The organism is uncultured Flavobacterium sp. (genome assembly GCF_963925185.1).
Classification (GTDB): Bacteria; Bacteroidota; Bacteroidia; order Flavobacteriales; family Flavobacteriaceae; genus Flavobacterium.
Window position 1 is genome coordinate 48,098 of the sequence record NZ_CAWURC010000031.1, and the last position, 20,239, is coordinate 68,336.

General features: G+C 35.9%; 19 protein-coding genes and 1 pseudogene. 13 read left to right on the plus strand and 7 right to left on the minus strand.

The window, feature by feature from the left end; all coding sequences use genetic code 11:
* Window positions 1-138 precede the first annotated feature (138 nt).
* The 5 genes from AABM59_RS07550 to AABM59_RS07570 all read left to right on the plus strand — a co-directional run bounded on the left by AABM59_RS07550 (window position 139) and on the right by AABM59_RS07570 (window position 6,387).
* Window positions 139-1,788: a DUF1800 family protein gene (locus AABM59_RS07550; RefSeq protein WP_338408354.1), complete on the plus strand. Its 1,650-nt coding sequence runs from the start codon at window positions 139-141 to the stop codon at window positions 1,786-1,788.
* A 49-nt stretch (window positions 1,789-1,837) separates the two neighbouring features.
* Window positions 1,838-3,472, plus strand: a complete 1,635-nt coding sequence (locus AABM59_RS07555; RefSeq protein WP_338408355.1) for a DUF1501 domain-containing protein — start codon at window positions 1,838-1,840, stop codon at window positions 3,470-3,472.
* Between the two features lie 155 nt (window positions 3,473-3,627).
* Entirely contained in the window at window positions 3,628-5,040 is a 1,413-nt protein-coding gene (rlmD, locus tag AABM59_RS07560) for a 23S rRNA (uracil(1939)-C(5))-methyltransferase RlmD (protein WP_338408356.1), read from the plus strand.
* Between the two features lie 32 nt (window positions 5,041-5,072).
* Entirely contained in the window at window positions 5,073-5,609 is a 537-nt protein-coding gene (locus AABM59_RS07565; protein WP_338408357.1) for a DUF6452 family protein, read from the plus strand.
* Window positions 5,581-6,387: a DUF6048 family protein gene (locus AABM59_RS07570; RefSeq protein WP_338408358.1), complete on the plus strand. Its 807-nt coding sequence runs from the start codon at window positions 5,581-5,583 to the stop codon at window positions 6,385-6,387. Before AABM59_RS07565 ends, AABM59_RS07570 begins: the two co-directional genes overlap by 29 nt.
* Window positions 6,388-6,407: 20 nt before the next feature.
* On the opposite strand, the gene AABM59_RS07575 is transcribed toward AABM59_RS07570, so the two are convergent.
* Both AABM59_RS07575 and AABM59_RS07580 read right to left on the minus strand, forming a co-directional pair.
* On the minus strand, window positions 6,408-6,644 hold the full coding sequence (locus tag AABM59_RS07575) for a hypothetical protein (RefSeq protein ID WP_338408359.1): 237 nt from the start codon (window positions 6,642-6,644) through the stop codon (window positions 6,408-6,410).
* Between the two features lie 89 nt (window positions 6,645-6,733).
* Complete coding sequence (locus AABM59_RS07580; protein ID WP_338408360.1) at window positions 6,734-7,921, minus strand: THUMP domain-containing protein; 1,188 nt, start codon at window positions 7,919-7,921, stop codon at window positions 6,734-6,736.
* Between the two features lie 69 nt (window positions 7,922-7,990).
* Between AABM59_RS07580 and AABM59_RS07585 the strand changes: the two genes are divergently transcribed.
* The 8 genes from AABM59_RS07585 to AABM59_RS07620 all read left to right on the plus strand — a co-directional run bounded on the left by AABM59_RS07585 (window position 7,991) and on the right by AABM59_RS07620 (window position 13,006).
* A complete protein-coding gene (locus AABM59_RS07585; RefSeq protein ID WP_338408361.1) occupies window positions 7,991-8,755 on the plus strand; it encodes a class I SAM-dependent methyltransferase in 765 nt (254 codons plus the stop codon).
* Complete coding sequence (locus AABM59_RS07590) at window positions 8,755-9,423, plus strand: ZIP family metal transporter (RefSeq protein ID WP_338408362.1); 669 nt, start codon at window positions 8,755-8,757, stop codon at window positions 9,421-9,423. Before AABM59_RS07585 ends, AABM59_RS07590 begins: the two co-directional genes overlap by 1 nt.
* 127 nt (window positions 9,424-9,550) lie before the next feature.
* Window positions 9,551-10,360 carry an N-acetylmuramic acid 6-phosphate etherase gene (gene murQ / locus AABM59_RS07595; protein ID WP_338408363.1) on the plus strand — a complete coding sequence of 270 codons (810 nt, stop codon included), beginning with the start codon at window positions 9,551-9,553 and terminating at the stop codon, window positions 10,358-10,360.
* 17 nt (window positions 10,361-10,377) lie between these two features.
* On the plus strand, window positions 10,378-10,599 hold the full coding sequence (locus AABM59_RS07600) for a DUF6095 family protein (RefSeq protein ID WP_338408364.1): 222 nt from the start codon (window positions 10,378-10,380) through the stop codon (window positions 10,597-10,599).
* On the plus strand, window positions 10,599-11,171 hold the full coding sequence (locus tag AABM59_RS07605; protein ID WP_338408365.1) for a pentapeptide repeat-containing protein: 573 nt from the start codon (window positions 10,599-10,601) through the stop codon (window positions 11,169-11,171). The genes AABM59_RS07600 and AABM59_RS07605 overlap by 1 nt, the downstream gene beginning before the upstream one ends.
* Before the next feature lies 1 nt (window position 11,172).
* On the plus strand, window positions 11,173-11,754 hold the full coding sequence (locus tag AABM59_RS07610; protein ID WP_338408366.1) for a DUF1572 family protein: 582 nt from the start codon (window positions 11,173-11,175) through the stop codon (window positions 11,752-11,754).
* An 8-nt stretch (window positions 11,755-11,762) separates the two neighbouring features.
* A complete protein-coding gene (locus AABM59_RS07615; protein ID WP_338408367.1) occupies window positions 11,763-12,143 on the plus strand; it encodes a DNA topoisomerase IV in 381 nt (126 codons plus the stop codon).
* 83 nt (window positions 12,144-12,226) lie between these two features.
* Window positions 12,227-13,006, plus strand: a complete 780-nt coding sequence (locus AABM59_RS07620) for a TerC family protein (protein ID WP_338408368.1) — start codon at window positions 12,227-12,229, stop codon at window positions 13,004-13,006.
* 209 nt (window positions 13,007-13,215) lie between these two features.
* Here the strand turns inward: AABM59_RS07620 and AABM59_RS07625 are convergent, their stop codons facing one another.
* From AABM59_RS07625 to AABM59_RS07645, 5 genes and pseudogenes are all read right to left on the minus strand, one after another.
* Window positions 13,216-15,930 carry a DNA gyrase/topoisomerase IV subunit A gene (locus AABM59_RS07625; protein ID WP_338408369.1) on the minus strand — a complete coding sequence of 905 codons (2,715 nt, stop codon included), beginning with the start codon at window positions 15,928-15,930 and terminating at the stop codon, window positions 13,216-13,218.
* A 28-nt stretch (window positions 15,931-15,958) separates the two neighbouring features.
* Window positions 15,959-17,821, minus strand: a complete 1,863-nt coding sequence (locus AABM59_RS07630) for a DNA topoisomerase IV subunit B (RefSeq protein WP_338408370.1) — start codon at window positions 17,819-17,821, stop codon at window positions 15,959-15,961.
* 171 nt (window positions 17,822-17,992) lie between these two features.
* Window positions 17,993-18,478, minus strand: coding sequence for an NAD(P)H-dependent oxidoreductase (locus AABM59_RS07635; protein ID WP_338408372.1), 486 nt, complete (start codon window positions 18,476-18,478; stop codon window positions 17,993-17,995).
* 442 nt (window positions 18,479-18,920) lie between these two features.
* The gene (gene ychF / locus AABM59_RS07640; protein WP_338408371.1) at window positions 18,921-20,015 is read right to left on the minus strand and encodes a redox-regulated ATPase YchF; all 1,095 of its coding nucleotides are present in this window, start codon (window positions 20,013-20,015) and stop codon (window positions 18,921-18,923) included.
* 114 nt (window positions 20,016-20,129) lie between these two features.
* Window positions 20,130-20,239: pseudogene (locus AABM59_RS07645) on the minus strand (IS1595 family transposase); the annotation flags it as partial.

The window sequence follows — 20,239 nt, forward strand, 5'->3', positions numbered from 1 at the left end:
GAAAAAGCAATTAAATTGGCTTTTTATTAAGTTTATAAATAACAATTTGTGTGTTATATCGATAAATAATCTCAATTTTAATATTAGATTAAACTTTTTTATATATTCGGAGTCAAATAACCTTAAACTAAGGAATATATGGCATCACTAAACCCGAATACAAATGTGCTTGGAAACGTATTTGCAAAGCACTTATTACGAAGAGCCAGTTTTGTTTATTCCAAAACTACAATAGATCAATTTTCGGGACTAACCCCATCACAAGCCCTAGATTTATTGCTTTTTAATTCGCCTTTAACATTACCCCTGCCCTACGATCCCACCCCAACTACAGCACCAGATGGCTATTGGACAGAATCCACCAATACACCTTCAAGTTTTAATGCACAAGCTAGAAAGCGCTCGATAATAGCAGGATGGTGGTGGTTTAATGCCGTCAATAGTCCTACGTTGAAATACAAATTATGTCATTTTCTTTCCACGCGATTTACTGTAGAGAAAAGTCTTTGTGGAGCATCTACTTATTTTTATGACCATATTCGATTGCTGTTGTTTTATTCCCTTGGAAATTACAAATCTCTAGCAAAAAAAATGACCCTTGATAATTCGATGTTAATTTATTTGAACAACACCTCAAATAGTAAAACAGCTCCGAATGAAAATTATGCTCGTGAGTTTTTGGAATTATTCACCATTGGCAAAGGGCCGCAAATTGATGCCGGAAATTACACGAATTTTACCGAAGCCGATATTGTGCAAGCCGCAAGAGTATTAACCGGTTTTAGATATAAATCTGATAGGTCAGTTATTGATGCCACAACAGGAATTCCAAAAGGCTACAATGCTTTTTCATCACACGACAACATAGGCTCCAAAGTTTTTAGTTCCGCATTTGGAAATACCACAATTACATCTGCAACGGATATTATTGGAATGGATACGGAATTGAATTCTTTTGTTGATATGGTCTTCAATCAACAGGCTACTGCCAAAAATATTTGCAGAAAAATGTACATGTATTTTGTAAAAAGCACCATATCTACTGAAGTAGAAACCGATATTATTACACCATTGGCAAACGATTTATTCAACAATGGATATGAAATAATACCAATCATTAGAAAGCTGCTTGAAAGCCAACATTTTTATGATTTAGATGACACAAATGCAACTGATGAAACCCTTGGCGGTATTATAAAATCACCTCTTCAACAAATATCTGAAATTGTAACTTATCTAAAAGCCACCATTCCAGATCCAACAACAAATTCTTACGAGTTTTACATCAATTTCTGGAACAACTTTGCGCATGATACCTTTTTATCGGGTGCCAACATGATTTTGTTTGACCCTGATAACGTTGCCGGTCATCCCGCATATTATCAGTCTCCTTCCTTTGACCAAAATTGGATTTCATCCTCAACATTAATAGCAAAATACAGGCTGGGTGAATCCCTTTTAGACGGGATTAACAGGATTAGTGGCAATGCCAATATAAAGGCTAAAATCAACATTTCTGATGTAATCAAAAACGGTAATTTGATTTCCAATGCTTCAGATGCCTATATTTTAACGTCCGAACTTTGCAACGCTTTATTTGCCCAAGTTCCTGATGCCGATAGAATAAATTATTTTATGAATTCTTTTCTTTTACAGGGCTTGGCGGATTACTATTGGACAAGTGCCTGGGGTTCTTATTTATCAAATGGCAACAATTCAGTGGTGGAACCAAGATTGAAATTACTAGTCACCAAGCTTTTGAGTGCTCCAGAATCACAACTTTTTTAATGCAGTTTCCAAAAGGAAAAATTATTTTTTATTCTAAAGAAGAAAAATTATGAAAAGAAGAAACTTTATAAAATTATCATCAACAGCAAGCGTATTAAGCCTTTTGCCTACTGATGTTTTTGCACTATTCAAATCGGCGGGAATGGAAACCTGTCCCAATATAAACGGTAAAAAAATTGTATTGGTTCAATTAGCTGGTGCTAATGATGGATTAAATACTTTGGTTCCATTAAATCAATACGATAAATATGCTAGTTTAAGGCCCAACATCAAATTAAGCGATACGGGAGCTAATGGAATTATCAATTTAGACACCACTTTAAGCTTGACGAATCAAGTGGGTTTGCATCCCTCGCTAATAGGTTTCAAAAGTTTATATGACAGTGGATTTATGCGTGTCATTCAAGGTGTGGGTTATCCAGCCCAAGACAAATCACATTTCAAATCCACTGACTTGTGGCTTACGGGAGGCGATGGAACACCAGCAAACAATACCTCACAAAGCGGATGGGTAGGACGTTTTTTAGAAAATTATTATACTGATTTTCTAAATTCTAATTTTCCATTGGGAATTCAATTGGGCAGTAGCGAAAATTCTTTGGGTTTCCACGGGGAAGTCGAACACGGAATGTCCTTGAATATTAATGGCCAGGATCCCTCCGGATTTTATTCAGTTATCAATGGATTGGGAGGTGCTGCACCAAGTAATATTCCAGAATCAGAATACGGCAAATTATTGAAGTTTATTTTAGAGAATGACACTTCATCAAATACTTATGCACAAACCATTTCTGCGGCTTTTAATAGTGGTAGTAATTCATTGACATACCCAAATACAGGTATCGCAAACCAACTAAAAACAGTGGCTCGATTTATCTCTGGAGGATTACAAACCAAAGTATATTTAGTTAAAATAGGTGGTTTCGACACTCATGATTTGCAAGTAGCATCCAATACCACGACACATTTAGGAAAACATGCCGATTTAATGACTCAAATTTCTGAATCTATAAAAATCTTTATCACAGATTTAAATAATCAAAATATGGGTGATGATGTTATCGCTGTCACCTTTTCAGAATTTGGAAGAAAAGCAGCCGAAAATGGAAATCTAGGAACCGATCATGGAGAAATTGCACCTATGTTTGTTTTTGGAAAATCGATAGCACCCGGAGTTTCTGGAACAAACATCAATTTAAGTGAAGCTATTGTTGGAAATAATTATCAAATTAAAACCGTGCAGCATGATTATCGACGTGTTTTTAGCACCATATTACAAGATTGGTTTGGAGTCAATAATTCCACCCTTGATTTATCATTTTACAATAATACTACTAATGGAGGTTTTACAAATAATAAAATAGCTGATCTAATTAAATCTCAAAATAAAGTGCCAGCTAGCTGTTATACAAATAAATCTCTGGAAATAAACAAAATTGAAATTCAAAATGAAGTCCTGGTTTATCCAAATCCGTGTTCAGAAATAATAAGTGTTCATTCTCAAAATAACATCAATGCTGTTACGATTTTTTCTATGGATGGACGTAGCATAAAAAACTATGTTAATCCATTAACATCTAAAGAATTTATAATCAATGTAAACACTATTTCTGTTGGTATATATACCTTAAAAGTGAATACAGACACTGGCTTTTTTATTAAAAAAATTATAATTAGAAGGTAATAACATTAATCCTATTTCTAAAATAAATCAAACAAAAAATAGTTCCTTTATAAAAATAGATAAATTCAATACTAGATTCAATTAATTAATGCAACTTGTTGAAAATATTTCCCAATTTGAATTTATAAAACGATCCAAAGCCTTATTTTTGTGCTATGGCTAAGAAAAATACAGACAAGATCGTTTTTGATCATATCAAAGTCCTTGATGCAGGTGCAAAAGGCGTTTCGGTGGCAAAAGCCCCGGATGGTAAAGTAATCTTTATTCCCAATGTCGTTCCCGGCGACGTAGTCGATGTGCAAACTTTCAAAAAGCGCAAAGCGTATTACGAGGGAAAAGCGGTCAAATTTTACGAATATTCCGAACATCGAATCGAACCGGTTTGCGAACATTTTGGTGTTTGTGGTGGTTGCAAATGGCAGAATATGAACTACAGCCAGCAATTATATTACAAACAAAATGAAGTCAAAAACCATTTGCAACGCATTGGAAAAATTGAACTTCCCGAGTTTGAACCAATTCTGGGTTCGGAGAAACAATTCTTTTACAGAAACAAAATGGAGTTTTCGTTTTCGAACAGCCGTTGGCTGACCGAACAAGAAATCGACAGTACCGAGGACTTGGGTAACAGAAATGCTCTTGGTTTCCATATTCCGAAAATGTGGGATAAAATTCTGGATATCAACAAATGTCATTTGCAGGAAGATCCTTCGAATGCAATCCGGAATGAAATTCGGGCTTTTGCCAATGCAAATAACTTGACTTTTTTCAATCCCAGAAATCACGAAGGCTTGTTAAGAACCTTGATGTTACGTACCGCTTCGACCGGTGAAATTATGGTTTTGGTTCAGTTTTTCGAAAATGACAAAGTCAACAGGGAATTGCTTTTGGACCATATTTACGAAAAATTCCCGCTGATTACTTCTCTGCAATACGTAGTGAATAATAAGGCTAACGATACTTTGTACGATCAAAACATTAAACTCTATAAAGGAAGAGATTACATCCTGGAAGAAATGGAAGGTTTGAAATTCAGCATCAATGCCAAGTCTTTTTACCAAACCAATTCCGACCAAGCCTACGAATTATACAAAATTACGCGCGATTTTGCCGGATTGACCGGAAATGAAGTCGTTTATGATTTATACACCGGAACTGGAACCATTGCTCAATTTGTTTCGAAAAATGCCAAGAAAGTCATAGGTGTCGAAAGCGTTCCCGAAGCAATTATTGATGCCAAAGCCAATGCCGAGCGTAACAGCATAACCAATTGCGAATTTTATGTGGGTGATATGAAAGTAGTTTTCAACGAAAGTTTCATTGCTCAACACGGCAAACCCGATGTCATTATCACTGATCCTCCTAGAGACGGAATGCACAAGGACGTGATTGAACAAATAATGAAAATTCAGCCTGGAAAAATCGTGTATGTGAGTTGTAACTCGGCTACACAAGCTAGAGATTTAGCTTTGATGGATGAAAAATACAAGGTAACTCGGGTGCGCCCAGTAGATATGTTTCCGCAAACGCATCACGTGGAAAATGTTGTACTTTTGGAAAGACGATAAAATTATTTTGAATTTTAAATTCTAAATTTTAAATGAAAAAAATACTTCTGTTTATACTGATTGCAACATTTTCTTTCTCCAGCTGTGAGAAGGATGATATTTGTGATGCCAATACGTCTACTACTCCCCGACTTGTTATTACATTTTATGATATTACCAATCCCTCCGTTTTAAAAAATGTGACCAATATGAAAGTTATTGGTGAAGGAATGACCGAAGGTATTGTTTTTAACAGCGGCTCCGGCAAATCGAAATACATCACTAGTGGAAGCACCATTTCTATACCGTTAAAAACGGATGCTGATAGTTCATCTTATAGTTTTATATTGAACTATGGGAATGCAAACCCTTCCCTGGTCAACGAAGATAAAATCACGTTCAATTATACTCGTGACAATCTTTTTGTGTCGAGAGCCTGTGGCTTTAAAACCGTTTTTGCTTTGAATACAAACAATTCCTATACACACGCCGATGCTGCAATCCCCGATCTTTTGTGGATAAACGCCATCTCGGTTGAAAAAAATAACATCGATAACGAATATGAAACACACATTAAAATATTCTTTTAGTTTTTTGCTGCTCCTATCGTTATTTTTTGCGCAAGCTCAAGACACGATTCCAAAAAAGGCTTCGGCTGAAAGAATTATAATAGAAGGTAAAATTCTCGAATCTCCAAAGCAAGGAAAAACGAAACTTTCGACAGCGTCGAAAACTGACACTATTCCCGCGAAAACGGATCGTTATGGTGTGCGTGTGGGTATCGATTTGTATAAATTGACGCGTGCTTTATATGACAAAAATTATAAGGGAATCGAATTTGTGGGAGATTATCGTTTGACGGAAAAATACTTTTTGGCTGCCGAACTCGGAAATGAAAACAAAACTACCGATGATACCCGTTTGAATACTGCTGCCAAAGGTTCTTATTTAAAAGTGGGGTTTGATTATAACGGCTACGAAAACTGGTTGAATATGGAAAACATAGTTTCTGTAGGATTGCGGTATGGCGCAAGTACTTTTAGCCAAGAATTAAACAATTATAAAATATACAATCCAAATCCGTATTGGGGGGAAATGCCTGTATATCCATCTGGTGAAAAATTTAGCGGATTAACTGCCAGCTGGATTGAAGTCGTGGCCGGAGTGAAAGCAAAAGTTTTTAATAATGTGTTTGTGGGTTTTAGTCTTCGCCTGAACCGATTGATATCAAACCATACTCCCGCCAATTTTGACAACCTTTATATTCCAGGTTTCAATAGAACGTATAATGGCGATTTTGGAGTGGGATTAAATTATACGATTACTTATTTTGTTCCCATTTATAAGAAGAAAGTAAATAAAAAATAATTACGAATTGGAAAAAGTAATTATTCTATTTCTTTAATTCCTTTGATAAACATCCATTTCATAAATAGTTTTTCTCCATCCTTGGTTTTCACCGCCTGGAATTTTGGAGCTAGAATTGTTCCCACCACAAAAGCCGTCATTGGAATCCACAAACCGGTTAAATTGGTATATTTTGCCACCAAAAACTGAATCGAGATAAATAATATCGCAAAACAACCTAGTTGGTACAGAAAGGCGCGTACTTGTAATTTTGTCATATTTTAGGTATTAGGCAACCCTCTATCCCCAGAAGGGAAATTGAAGCTTTGATTAAAGGTTTTAAGTTCAAAATATTTCCTATATCTTTCTACTCAATAATTTCCCCTTCGGGGGTTAGGGGGCTTTGGAACTTTGTTCTCTTGCTTCCTTCATACATTTCATATTTCACCAATCGGGCTTCAATGCTCGCGTTGAAAAGTTTAATTTTTCGGGAAGGTTTTAGTCCAACAAATTTAAGTGCTTCGAGATTTCCGGTTATGAACCAGGCGTTTGTTCCTGGATAATTTTTCTTTAAGGTATCACCAATATTCTTGTAGAATTCTTCCATATGAATGTCCAATCGTTCGTCATAAGGCGGATTAAAAACCATATGTAATTTTCCTTCCGAAATTTTCTCGGTGTCGAAAAAGTTTCTTTCTTCGATGGTGATGTATTCGTCCAGATTGGCATTCTTTATATTGTCTTTGGCTTTCATCACGGCAGAAGGCGCTTTATCATAACCTTTTATAGTATGATGAAATTCGCGAACTTTTTTCATCAAGGATTCCATAATCGATTCGAATAAGTCGCTATCCCAATCATTCCATTTTTCGAAAGCGAATTCCTTGCGATTAATATTAGCCGGAATATTGCAGGCAATCATTGCAGCTTCCGCCAAAAAAGTTCCAGAACCACACATTGGATCCAAGAAATCACCTTGACCGTCCCAACCTGAAAGCAATAAAATTCCCGCTGCCAATACTTCGTTTATAGGAGCAATGTTAGTCGCTGTTCTATAACCACGTTGATGTAAGGAATTACCTGAAGTATCAAGTGCCACAGAAACTTGATCTTTGTCAATATGAATATTAATTCTTAAATCAGGGTGAATTTTTTCGATACTCGGACGCTGTCCAGTTCTTTCTCGAAACTGATCCACGATAGCATCTTTACATTTTTGGGAAACAAATTCCGAGTGATTAAAATACTCCGAATGCACGGTGGCATCAATCACAAAAGTCTGGTTGGCACTGATGAATTTCGACCAGTTAACACCTGAAATTCCTTTGTATAAAGCCTGTTCGTCTCTTGCTTTGAAAAAATAAATAGGTTTCAGTATTTTCAAGGCGGTTCTCAAAGACAAGTTTGCCTTATACATAAAACCCTTGTCCCCTTTAAAACTTACCATTCTCACACCCTGCTCCACATCTTGTGCACCAAGCATTTTCAATTCATTTGAAAGTATCTCTTCAAAACCAAAAAAGGTTTTGGCAATCATTCTAAAATTATTTTCCATTGTAAAATCAAGTATTCGTTGCAAAAATACACTAAATTTGCACGAATTGAATTAATAGAAAAAGAATAAATGCCAAATTCTCAAAAAACTGAACCTCAAAACCCAAAAATAGACACCTATAATTGGTTTGCCTCCTGGTTTGACTCTCCCTATTATCACATACTTTATAAAGAAAGAAATTACAGGGAAGCACAGGTTTTTATGGATAATTTGACCCATTACCTTAACCTTCCAGAAAAGGCTAAAGTGCTAGATTTGGCTTGTGGTAAAGGACGTCACTCTATTTATTTAAATCAATTGGGTTACGAAGTTACTGGTGCTGATTTATCTGAAAACAGTATTGCCGAAGCCAGTAAAAATGAAAATAAATCCCTTCATTTTCAGGTTCACGATATGCGTGAAACGTTCGAAGATAAATTTGATGCCATATTCAATCTGTTTACCAGCTTTGGTTATTTCGAAAATGACGAAGACAACCTGACCACTTTGAAGGCAATGAAAGAAAGCCTAACCGAATATGGTTTTGCCGTAATCGACTTTATGAATGTGAACCAAGTCGTGAAGAATTTAGTCGCTGAAGAAGTAAAAACTGTTGAAAACATAGACTTTCATATTAAACGATACCTAAGCGAAGGTCATATATATAAAGAAATTGACTTTGAAGACCAAGGCGAGAAATTTCATTTCACCGAAAAGGTAAAAGCACTTACTTTAAAAAATTTTGAAGAATTAATGGAAGAAGCCGGGATTTTCCTTTTGGACATTTTCGGAGATTATAAATTAAAAAAATTCCATAAAACGGACAGCGAACGATTAATAATGATATTTAAATAATGAACTACCTTTTACCATTATTTTCAGTACTAATTGGCTATATAATTGCCTTGTTTTTAAAACCAAAAAACAAAACCAACCTTAAATTATTGTTGGCTTTCAGCGGTTCATTTTTACTGTCTTTAACTGTGATGCATTTGCTTCCTGAAGTTTATAAAAGTGATAATCAAAATATTGGAATTTTTATAATGGCTGGAATTTTATTCCAAATTATATTAGAATTTTTCTCAAAAGGTGCAGAACACGGACACGTTCACGGCCACGAACAAATGTCCCATATTCCTTGGTTGCTTTTCATTAGCCTTTGTATTCACGCTTTTTTAGAAGGATTTCCCGTAAGTCACCACGGCAACTTGGCGTTGGGAATTGCTATTCATCATTTGCCAATCGCTATCATTCTGACGACCTTTTTTATCAATTCGCACTTAAACAAAAAAGCGATTTTTGTCTTTATGATTACTTTCGCGATTATGACTCCGCTAGGAACCATCTTATCCGATTATTTGCCCATATTAAACGATTATTATACTGAAATCACTGCCATCGTCATTGGAATATTATTCCATATTTCGTCTACTATCATTTTCGAAAGCAGTGAAGGACACAAATTTAATATCGCTAAGGTTTCGATGATATTATTTGGAATTGCTTTGGCTTATTTTCTATAGCCACAAAGACACCAAGCAACTCCGTTTTATTATTATTTAATCCTATTTCTATACTATTATTTGCTAAATTTGTGACTTATGAAAAATTTCTTTGTGTCTTAGCGCCTTAGTGGCATAAACCTTAACAATGAACTTCACAAAAACCACCGAACAATCCTCGAAATACGAACATTTAGAATCGATGTCGGTTCCCGAATTGCTATTTAACATCAATCAAGAAGATAAAACCGTTCCTCTTGCCGTAGAAAAAGCCCTGCCAAAAATAGAAGCTTTAGTAATTCAAATTGTCACCAAAATGAAAATGGGTGGCCGATTATTCTACATTGGTGCCGGAACTTCTGGGCGTTTAGGAATAGTTGATGCTTCGGAATGTCCGCCTACATTTGGTGTCCCTTTCGACTTAGTCAACGGAATTATTGCAGGTGGCGACAAAGCGATTCGCAGAGCTGTTGAAAATGCCGAAGACGATGCTAACCAAGCTTGGATTGATTTACAGGAACACAAAATCAACGAAAATGATGTAGTTGTTGGAATTGCCGCTTCGGGAACAACACCTTATGTAATTGGTGGTTTGCAAGCATGCAACGATAATAATATTGTAACCGGAAGTATTTCTTGCAATGCCGAAAGTCCGCTTTCTAAAACTGCAAAATACCCTATTGATGTTGTCGTTGGGCCTGAGTTTGTAACCGGAAGTTCGAGAATGAAAGCCGGAACAGCACAAAAATTAGTGCTCAATATGATTTCGACAGCTACCATGATTCAATTGGGGAAAGTAAAAGGTAATAAAATGGTCGATATGCAATTGAGTAACAGCAAACTTGTGGATCGTGGTGTGAAAATGATTATGGCAGAAATTCCTGTTTCGTATGAAGAAGCCTCGAAACTACTAGAAAAACATGGAAGTGTGAGAAAGGCAGTTAATAGTTTTAAGTAAATAAATTCTAAATAAAAATGTCTACTAACAAAGAATTATTATCCAAAGGAATTAAAAAATTAGCTTGGGCATTGCCGCTGCTATTTATTGGTCCAACTCTAATCCATTTTGCATTTATAAATAAATTACAGCCTAGCTACTATTTCATTTTGGGAATAGGAATCACCGCCTGTTTGGGAGCAATTATTTTAATGTTTTTAGGGTTTCAAACAATGGTGCGCAGTTTATTTAATGATTAATGGAAAACCTGATACACACCCATAAAACGTTCGAAAAGGTATCTTTTATTGACAAAAAAGTCAACAATCGGGAGTTTGAAGATTGCATTTTCAAGAACTGCGATTTTTCGAATAGCGATTTTTCGAACAATACCTTTATGGATTGCGAGTTTATCGATTGTAATTTATCGATGACGCAATTAACTGGAACAAGTTTAAAAACGGTCGATTTCAAAAACTGTAAATTATTGGGAATCCATTTTCATTCTTGTACTGATTTCTTGTTTAGTGTCAGTTTTCAGGATTGTACATTGGATTATTCTTCTTTTGCCAACAAAAAAATGACGAAAACGAAGTTCCACAATTGTTCGATGAAAGAAGTTTCTTTTATTGGAACGAATCTTACCAATTCCGTTTTTGAAAATTGTAATTTAGACAATTCCATTTTTAATGACACCCAATTAGCAAGAGTTGATTTTAGGACTGCATCTAATTTCAAAATTGATCCCGAGTTTAATCCAATGAAAAAAGCCCAGTTTTCGAACCAAGGTATTGTTGGTCTTTTGGATAAATATGATATTAAAATTGAGTAATATGGAAGCAACAAATTCCTATTTAGAAAGCGTAAAAAAACAGTTTCTCTATTATAAAACTTTGGGCGAAAAAGCAATGGATCAACTCGAACCTGAACAGCTTTTTGTTTCAATAAATGAGGATACTAATAGTATTGCCACGATTGTGAAGCACCTTTCGGGAAATATGCTTTCGCGTTGGACAGATTTTTTGACAACAGATGGGGAAAAAGAATGGCGCAATCGCGATTCGGAATTTAATTCCCTTTTTCAGGGGAATGACAAAGTAGCTATTATGGCTTTCTGGAATAAAGGCTGGTATTGTTTTTTTGATGCTTTGAACGGATTACAAGCGGAACAACTTTCGGAAATTATCTATATCCGAAACGATGGACACAGAGTGATTGAAGCAATAAACCGACAGTTGGCGGATTATCCATATCATGTTGGCCAAATTATTTTCTATTCTAAAATGTTAAAAAAAAGTGAATGGACCAGTTTGTCTATTCCAAAAAACAAGTCTAATAATTACAACTCAGACAAATTTTCAAAAGAAAAAAGCATTCATAATTTTACGGATGATGAATTAAATAAATTGAAATAAAGCAACAAATGAAAAAATTACTTATTTTGCCTCTGCTCCTATTATTGATTTCCTGCTATAATGTGGAACGCAATTGCAAGGATTTTAAAAACGGAAAATTCAAATTTGATTACAAGGTTGACGGGGTCAATAAAACTACTGTTTTTGAACGCAAGGACAGTATCGAAATTGAGACTTTTGAAGGCAAAACTGACACTTCGAGTATTAGATGGGTAAGCGATTGCGAATATGTTTTGCAAAAAGTTCACCCAAAGAATATGGCTGAAAAGAATGCTATTGTGATGAAAATTTTGACAACTTCAAAAAATTCCTATACATTTGAATTCGGAATTGTGGGCAGCGATGCAAAACAACGCGGAACAGTTGAGAAAATTTCAGATGGCAGATAGCGGTTTGAAAATCTCAAAAAACACCTAGACAACTCATAATTCATAACTTTTAACTCATAACCCTTAACTCATAACTAGATAAAATGGAAATATTTTTGAACCCAGATGCCTGGATTGCTCTGTTAACATTGACTTTTTTAGAAATTGTACTCGGAATCGACAACATTATTTTTATATCTATTGTCACTGGAAAACTTCCGGCCGAACAACGCAAAAAAGCTACTAAAATTGGAATGTTTTTAGCTATGTTTATGCGAATTGTACTCCTTTTTGGCATTACCGTGCTTATTGCAATGAAGGAACCTTGGTTTACGCTAAATTTTAGTTGGTTGAGTGCTCAAATTTCAGGTCAAAGTCTCATCCTTCTCCTTGGTGGATTGTTCCTAATTTATAAAAGCACGAAAGAAATTCACGAAAAAGTAGATCTAAAAGGAGAAGAAGAAAAGGAATTAAAACAATCGGCTGCAAAATCATTTAAAAGTGTCATTGTCCAAATCATTTTAATTGACCTGGTTTTCTCTTTCGACAGTATTCTGACAGCCGTGGGGATGACCAATGGCGTTGCCGGTGCCCTCTATATTATGATTACTGCCGTGGTTATTTCGGTATTGATTATGATGCAGTTTGCAGTTCCTGTTGGGAATTTTGTCAACAATCATCCATCAATTCAAATTCTGGGATTGTCTTTTTTAATCTTGATTGGGTTTATGCTAATTACAGAAAGTGCCCATTTATCGAATGCGTTAATCCTAGGAAATTATGTCACTCCCGTACCAAAAGGCTATTTGTATTTCGCGATTTCCTTCTCGCTTTTAGTGGAGGTTTTGAATATGAGGGTGGATAAGAAAAAGAGTAAAGGTTAACCGTAAAATGTGCTACAAAAACAAAGGTCTCAAAGTAATTCTACTTTAAGATCTTTGTTTTTAACCTTTATGTAGTTTGATTGAATGAATAACCCCGAAGCAGAGCTTCGAGGTATCTATCGGAAAAGGTAAATTTTTAGTTTTATGAAAACCAAGGTTTTCAAACTTTCCTCTAAACCCCGAAGCAGAGCTTCGGGGAATTCTTTTGATTAAAACAAAGTAATTTGTCCGTCTTCGTCCGGTTGAATATCTTCGATGTCCTCATCGGGAATTCCAACTTCTGTTTCACCTTCGACTTCTAGTTCTTCAGGAATAACTTCTTCGGGTACTTCGTAAGGCAATGGTTCGAACAAATTAACCTGTTTCAATTTATCTGTAGTCAATTGATTTCCTAATGCTTTGAAACCTTTTACGGCAATGAAACTCTCAATATCTACTGTTTGATTTTCTTTTTGAACTCCTTTTATTTTTGGAAAAACCAATTCGGCCATAGGACGATAGTCCGTTGAAACAATTTCCAATTGTGATTTAGGATGTTCCGTAATAAAAATTTCTTCTTTATTTTCGGTTTCCACCAAAAAGCGTTTGATGTAATACCGTTCTTTTTCGCCATCATAATAAATGGCTGAAATTGGTTTTTTAGGATGCCATTTCTCCAAAACCACCATGTCTTCGTCAAAATGTGTCGATAATTCTGGTGTGATGACTTTTAGTTTTCCGGTTTGTGAAATCACCAGAATCTTGTCATTGGGTCTAAACTCACCCAATAATTCTCCTCTTGCATCCACATTTAATCTTTGAACCGTATCGTCAAACCAAATCTTTCTAGGTTTTAAAGTTGAAATTCCTTTTTCCTTGATTTCGATTTTCTTGATTGTATATTTGGTCACTAAATTTCCTTTTGAGGCGCGCCCTTTTATGGCCATTTCGGCAAAATCTAGATCCCATTTTAGTTTTTTAACACTTCCAATTTGGCGTAAAATAATTGTAATAACCTCAGCTTCACCATTTGGATTACAGGTGAAATATAATACTTGAGATCCTTTTGTTTCATTGGTCAAATCGTATAATTTGTCTCGCGTAACTCCCGAAACATTGAAACGTTTGATGTACGACGGACCCGATTTTCCGTCGCGATAAATCATATTGTAAATCGTACGCTTGTCACTTTTGTCAAAAATAGCCACGTGGATAATGTCTTTTCCAACGAATTTCTTGTCATCGACTTTGCAAATCATCATATTCCCATCGCGAAGGAAAACAATCACGTCATCAATATCGGAGCAATCCGTGACGTATTCGTCTTTTTTTAATCCAGTTCCTATAAAACCTTCTTCCCTATTTACGTAGAGTTTTGTGTTTCTTAAAGCCACTTTTGTTGCTTCGATATTATCAAAACTGCGCAATTCTGTTTGGCGTTCGCGACCTTTACCGTATTTGTCTTTTAACTTGGTAAAAAAAGCAATTGCAAAATCGATCAGATGTTCCAAGTCGAATTTCACCTTTTCGATATCACCTTCGAGTGCTTCAATTTTGTCTTGTGCCTTGTTACTGTCAAATTTAGAAATACGCATAATTCGAATATCGAGCAAACGAAGAATATCCTCTTCGGTTACGGCACGCTTCAAGTGTTTTGTATGTGGTTTTAAACCTTCGTCAACGGCATTAATTACGCCCTCTTTAGTAGTTTCTTCCTCAATGTCACGGTAGATTTTATTTTCGATAAAAATGCGTTCCAAAGAAAGAAAATGCCATTGTTCTTCGAGTTCACTTAACTGAATTTCGAGTTCGCTTTTCAGTAATTGAACCGTTCTGTCTGTCGAAATCTTCAACATTGCCGAAACGCCAATAAACAAAGGTTTGTTGTTTTCGATTACACAACCCAGTGGTGCTACCGAAGTTTCGCAACCTGTAAAAGCAAACAAAGCATCAATGGTTTTATCTGGAGAAACACCTGGAAAAAGATGAATTAAAATTTCAACCTCAGCAGCAGTATTGTCCTCAATTTTCTTGATTTTGATCTTCCCTTTTTCATTGGCTTTCAAAATACTGTCAATCAAAGTGGTCGTATTGGTCGAAAACGGAATTTGGGTAATCACCAAAGTATTCTTGTCAAATTGGGCAATTTTGGCACGAACACGAACCCGTCCACCACGCATTCCATCATTATAATTAGACACATCCGCAATTCCTGCTGTCATAAAATCTGGAAAAATCTGGAATGATTTTCCTTTCAGAATTTTTATGGAAGCGTCTATTAATTCAATAAAATTGTGAGGCAGCACTTTCGTTGAAAGTCCTACGGCAATACCTTCGGCACCTGAAGCCAATAATAAAGGAAATTTTACTGGAAGATTATTTGGTTCGGCACGACGACCATCATAAGAAACTCCCCAATCAGTGATTTTTGGAGAATACAAGACTTCCAAAGCAAATTTTGACAAACGCGCTTCAATGTAACGAGAAGCCGCAGCGCTATCACCCGTAAGAATATTTCCCCAGTTTCCCTGGCAATCTATCAACAATTCTTTTTGGCCAATTTGCACCATCGCATCACCAATACTCTGATCTCCGTGCGGATGGTATTGCATGGTGTGCCCAACTACATTCGCCACTTTGTTGTAACGACCGTCATCCAATTCCTTGAGCGAATGCATAATCCGTCGTTGAACGGGTTTAAAACCATCTTCGATTGCGGGAACAGCGCGTTCCAGAATTACATACGAAGCATAATCCAAAAACCAATCTTTGTACATTCCTGTAACCTTGGTAATGGTATCACTTCCTTCATCGTTATTTTCGTAAAAATGCTGCATCCCAGCAGAAGTTTTTATTTCTTCAAAACCTTTTTCGTTTGCGGACTCGTTTAACTCTTCGTTACTTTCGTCTTCGTTTGGGATTATGTTATCTTCGTCTTCGTCCATTTAATTTCTAAAATCTTAAATTCCGTAATTAGTTCGCTTCCATTGTATCCAATTCCACTTTCAAATTCTTGATGATAAATTCTTGTCGGTCCGGCGTATTTTTTCCCATATAGAATGACAACAATTGCTCGACCGAAGTATTTTTATCCATCATAATAGGATCTAATCGAATGGTTTCGCCAATAAAATTCTTGAATTCGTCTGGCGATATTTCTCCCAATCCTTTAAATCGGGTGATTTCTGGTTTTGGTTTCAGTTTTTCTATGGCTGCTTTTCGTTCTTCTTCTGAATAACAATAGATAGTTTCTTTTTTGTTTCGAACCCTAAAAAGAGGCGTTTGCAAAATGTACAAATGCCCTTCCTTGATTAGTTCTGGAAAGAATTGCAGGAAGAAAGTAATCAATAATAATCTAATGTGCATTCCGTCTACATCGGCATCCGTGGCAATTACGATGTTGTTGTATCGCAGTTTTTCCAAGCCATCTTCGATATCCAAAGCCGCTTGCAACAAATTGAATTCTTCGTTTTCGTACACAATCTTCTTACTCATTCCGTAGCAATTCAGTGGTTTTCCACGAAGACTAAAAACCGCTTGCGTATTAACGTCTCGGGATTTGGTAATGGATCCAGAAGCTGAATCTCCCTCGGTGATGAAAAGCGTGCTGTCCAGATTTTTTGGATTCTTGGTATCGGGAAGATGCGCCCGACAATCTCTTAATTTTTTGTTGTGCAGATTGGATTTCTTGGCACGATCTGTCGCCAATTTTCGAATACCGGAAAGTTCTTTCCGTTCTCTTTCCGCCTGCAAAATTTTACGCAACAAGGCATCGGCAGTTGTTGGGTTTTTATGCAAATAACTGTCTAATTTGTTTTTTACAAAATCATTGACGAAGGTACGAACCGATGGCATCCCTGGTTCCGAACCCATATCTGTCGAACCTAATTTGGTTTTGGTTTGCGATTCAAAAACCGGCTCCATCACTTTAATGCTAATGGCCGTCACGATTGACTTCCGCACATCCGAAGCTTCAAAACCTTTGTTGTAATATTCCCGAATGGTTTTTACGATGGCTTCGCGATAAGCGGCTAGATGCGTTCCTCCTTGGGTTGTATTTTGTCCGTTTACAAAGGAATGGTATTCCTCGCTGTATTGAGTTTTACTGTGTGTCAAGGCGATTTCGATGTCATCGCCTTTCAAATGGATGATTGGGTATTCGAGATCGTCAACGTGGATCGTTTCTTCTAACAAATCTTTCAATCCATTTTCGGAAAAATATTTTTCGCCATTAAATAAAATCGTCAAACCATTGTTGAGATAACAATAGTTTTTGAGCATTTTAATTACATATTCATAGCGGTATTTGTAATTTTTGAAAATCGCTTCGTCTGGAATAAAAGTAACCTTAGTTCCTTTACGTTTAGTGGTTTCAATTATTTCTTCGTCCAAGACTAAGTTTCCAGCTGAAAATTCGGCTGCTTTTTGTTTGTCATCACGAACGGATTCTACCCGGAAATAATTGGATAAGGCATTTACGGCTTTTGTTCCAACCCCATTTAAACCAACCGATTTTTTGAAGGCCAAAGAATCGTATTTTCCTCCGGTATTCATTTTAGAAACCACGTCAATCACTTTTCCTAGAGGAATTCCACGACCATAATCGCGAACCGTAACTGTTTTTTCTTTTATAGTAACCTCGATTGTTTTTCCTGCACCCATAACAAATTCGTCGATACAGTTGTCAAGAACTTCCTTGAGTAGAATATAAATACCATCATCCGGCGAAGAACCGTCACCGAGTTTACCGATGTACATTCCGGGGCGCATTCTGATGTGTTCTTTCCAGTCTAGTGACCGAATATTATCTTCGGTATATTGATTTTGATCGGACATTTTAAATTTTATCGGATTTAACTGCGTTCTGATTGATTGTTGCTTTTCGCACAGAGCTCGAGTGCGCTAATATAGGGAATGTCAATTCATTATTAAAGCGATTTTTTGAGAAGTTATCAAGAATGTTTTTGACAATGAAAAATTACATATTTAGAATTTAGTATTTGGAATTTAAGATTTAAAACCGTTACTAATTGTTCTCAATTGTGTGTCTAATTTTATATTAGAAATTTTCTCTTTTTCAACATCAAAGTTATCATTGAAACTAGGTAATGAAAAGATTCCTTTTATTACAGCTCCATAACGTGGAAAGGCGTTTTTAGCAATATCAAGAACTGTTGCTCCACCTCGACCTCCTGGTGAAGTTGCCATAAGTAACATTGGTTTTTCCTGAAAAACGTTCCCAGAAATTCTAGAACACCAATCAAAAACATTTTTGAACGCTGCAGAATAGTTTCCATTATTCTCTGCCATAGAAACCACCAGAATATCGGCTGTTGCTATTTTATCCAAAAAGGCTTGCGCCAAAGCATGCTTCCCTATTTCTTCCTCAACATCAACACTAAATATTGGCATTTGGAAATCATTTAAATCCAATACTTCAACTTCTGTATTTTCAAATAAAGATGCAGCGTAAGTGGCTAATTTTTTATTGATCTATTTTTTACTAGGGCTTCCGCCAAAAGCGATTATTTTGATAGTAGCAGTTTTTTTATAAATATACTTAAAAAATAGAACATCATTTTTGCGCCATTTGAACTTTGAGAAACGGAATACTGTTAAAGCAGATTTACACGAATTTTAATTCACCGCAAATTCACAAATTATTTTAAAACTCTCTTTCCTCTATTCTTTTTTCTTTTTCCTCTATTCTCTTTACCACTGATTGAAACGAAAAGCATTTTTATTGGATTACCATTTTTTTCTTGACAAGAAAGAGCGACCGAAGGAAGCTCCTTTATTGCCATAGAAAAAAGGTAAGACCTAAAAATCTTGTAGTGAAAAGCAGGATTAGGTCCATAAAAAAACCTGCAAAATTACACTTGCAGGTTCCCTCTATAATCTATTTTCTATTCTCTTTATTCTATTCTCTCAAAAATTACACATTAAATCGAAAGTGCATCACATCGCCATCTTTTACAATATATTCTTTTCCTTCAACTTTAAACTTCCCGGCTTCTTTGCATTTGGCTTCAGAACCATAATGAACAAAATCTTCGTAAGCGATTACTTCAGCGCGGATAAATCCTTTCTCGAAATCGGTGTGAATCACTCCAGCAGCTTGTGGTGCCGTCGAACCCACGTTGATGGTCCATGCGCGAACTTCTTTGACACCTGCAGTAAAATAGGTTTGTTGTTTCAATAGTTTATAGGCTGCACGAATCAAAACGGAAGCTCCGGGTTCTTGCAAACCTAAATCTTCTAAGAACATTTTGCGTTCTTCGAAAGTTTCCAATTCAGTGATATCAGCTTCAGTACCAACAGCCAAAACAATAACTTCAGCATTTTCGTCTTTTACTAATTCCCGAACTTGATCCACATAAGCGTTTCCGGTTACGGCAGAATTTTCGTCAACGTTGCAAACATACAATACAGGTTTTGAAGTAATTAGTTGGAAATTATCGAACAATTCCTCTTCTTCATATCCTTTTGTCACAACCGTTCTGGCCGATTTTGCCTGAAGCAAGGTTTCCCGAATTCTATTTAACAATCCTTCTTCAAGTTGGGCTTCTTTGTTTCCCGTTTTGGCGGCACGTTTTACTTTATCAAGACGCTTTTCAACGGTTTCTAAATCTTTTAATTGCAGCTCGATATCGATGGTTTCCTTGTCGCGAATTGGGTTAATATTCCCGTCAACGTGAATGATATTATCGTTGTCAAAACAACGCAAAACGTGAATAATAGCATTACATTCTCTTATGTTACCAAGAAACTGGTTTCCTAAGCCTTCGCCTTTACTGGCTCCTTTTACTAATCCTGCAATGTCAACAATATCTACGGTTGCGGTTTGAACACGAACTGGTTTTACTAATTCCTCCAGTTTTTCCAACCTTGGATCTGGAACATTTACTACTCCTATATTAGGTTCAATGGTACAAAACGGAAAGTTGGCACTTTGCGCTTTAGCATTGGATAAACAATTAAATAATGTTGATTTTCCAACATTTGGCAATCCTACAATTCCTGCTTTCATTATGTTTTATTTGTTTAAAATGTGCAAATATAAGATATAATAAATATGTTAGATAAGTAAAAACTGAATATTAATACAATTTTGATTCTCTTTAATTTGATTGTCCGTTTTTAGTCATAACCCTGTAATGCTTGCTATTACTAGCTTATCGAATAATTTTTCTTCAAAATAGCGTCTATTAAGCTTGTAAACGAACTCGTTTAGGTATAATTGGAGATATTTCC

Excerpts from the sequence above, each read along its gene's own strand:
- AABM59_RS07550 (WP_338408354.1), top strand. The coding sequence starts at position 139 with ATGGCATCACTAAACCCGAATACAAATGTGCTTGGAAACGTATTTGCA.
- AABM59_RS07555 (WP_338408355.1), top strand. The coding sequence starts at position 1,838 with ATGAAAAGAAGAAACTTTATAAAATTATCATCAACAGCAAGCGTATTA.
- rlmD (WP_338408356.1), top strand. The coding sequence starts at position 3,628 with ATGGCTAAGAAAAATACAGACAAGATCGTTTTTGATCATATCAAAGTC.
- AABM59_RS07565 (WP_338408357.1), top strand. The coding sequence starts at position 5,073 with ATGAAAAAAATACTTCTGTTTATACTGATTGCAACATTTTCTTTCTCC.
- AABM59_RS07570 (WP_338408358.1), top strand. The coding sequence starts at position 5,581 with ATGAAACACACATTAAAATATTCTTTTAGTTTTTTGCTGCTCCTATCG.
- AABM59_RS07575 (WP_338408359.1), bottom strand. The coding sequence starts at position 6,644 with ATGACAAAATTACAAGTACGCGCCTTTCTGTACCAACTAGGTTGTTTT.
- AABM59_RS07580 (WP_338408360.1), bottom strand. The coding sequence starts at position 7,921 with ATGGAAAATAATTTTAGAATGATTGCCAAAACCTTTTTTGGTTTTGAA.
- AABM59_RS07585 (WP_338408361.1), top strand. The coding sequence starts at position 7,991 with ATGCCAAATTCTCAAAAAACTGAACCTCAAAACCCAAAAATAGACACC.
- AABM59_RS07590 (WP_338408362.1), top strand. The coding sequence starts at position 8,755 with ATGAACTACCTTTTACCATTATTTTCAGTACTAATTGGCTATATAATT.
- murQ (WP_338408363.1), top strand. The coding sequence starts at position 9,551 with ATGAACTTCACAAAAACCACCGAACAATCCTCGAAATACGAACATTTA.
- AABM59_RS07600 (WP_338408364.1), top strand. The coding sequence starts at position 10,378 with ATGTCTACTAACAAAGAATTATTATCCAAAGGAATTAAAAAATTAGCT.
- AABM59_RS07605 (WP_338408365.1), top strand. The coding sequence starts at position 10,599 with ATGGAAAACCTGATACACACCCATAAAACGTTCGAAAAGGTATCTTTT.
- AABM59_RS07610 (WP_338408366.1), top strand. The coding sequence starts at position 11,173 with ATGGAAGCAACAAATTCCTATTTAGAAAGCGTAAAAAAACAGTTTCTC.
- AABM59_RS07615 (WP_338408367.1), top strand. The coding sequence starts at position 11,763 with ATGAAAAAATTACTTATTTTGCCTCTGCTCCTATTATTGATTTCCTGC.
- AABM59_RS07620 (WP_338408368.1), top strand. The coding sequence starts at position 12,227 with ATGGAAATATTTTTGAACCCAGATGCCTGGATTGCTCTGTTAACATTG.
- AABM59_RS07625 (WP_338408369.1), bottom strand. The coding sequence starts at position 15,930 with ATGGACGAAGACGAAGATAACATAATCCCAAACGAAGACGAAAGTAAC.
- AABM59_RS07630 (WP_338408370.1), bottom strand. The coding sequence starts at position 17,821 with ATGTCCGATCAAAATCAATATACCGAAGATAATATTCGGTCACTAGAC.
- ychF (WP_338408371.1), bottom strand. The coding sequence starts at position 20,015 with ATGAAAGCAGGAATTGTAGGATTGCCAAATGTTGGAAAATCAACATTA.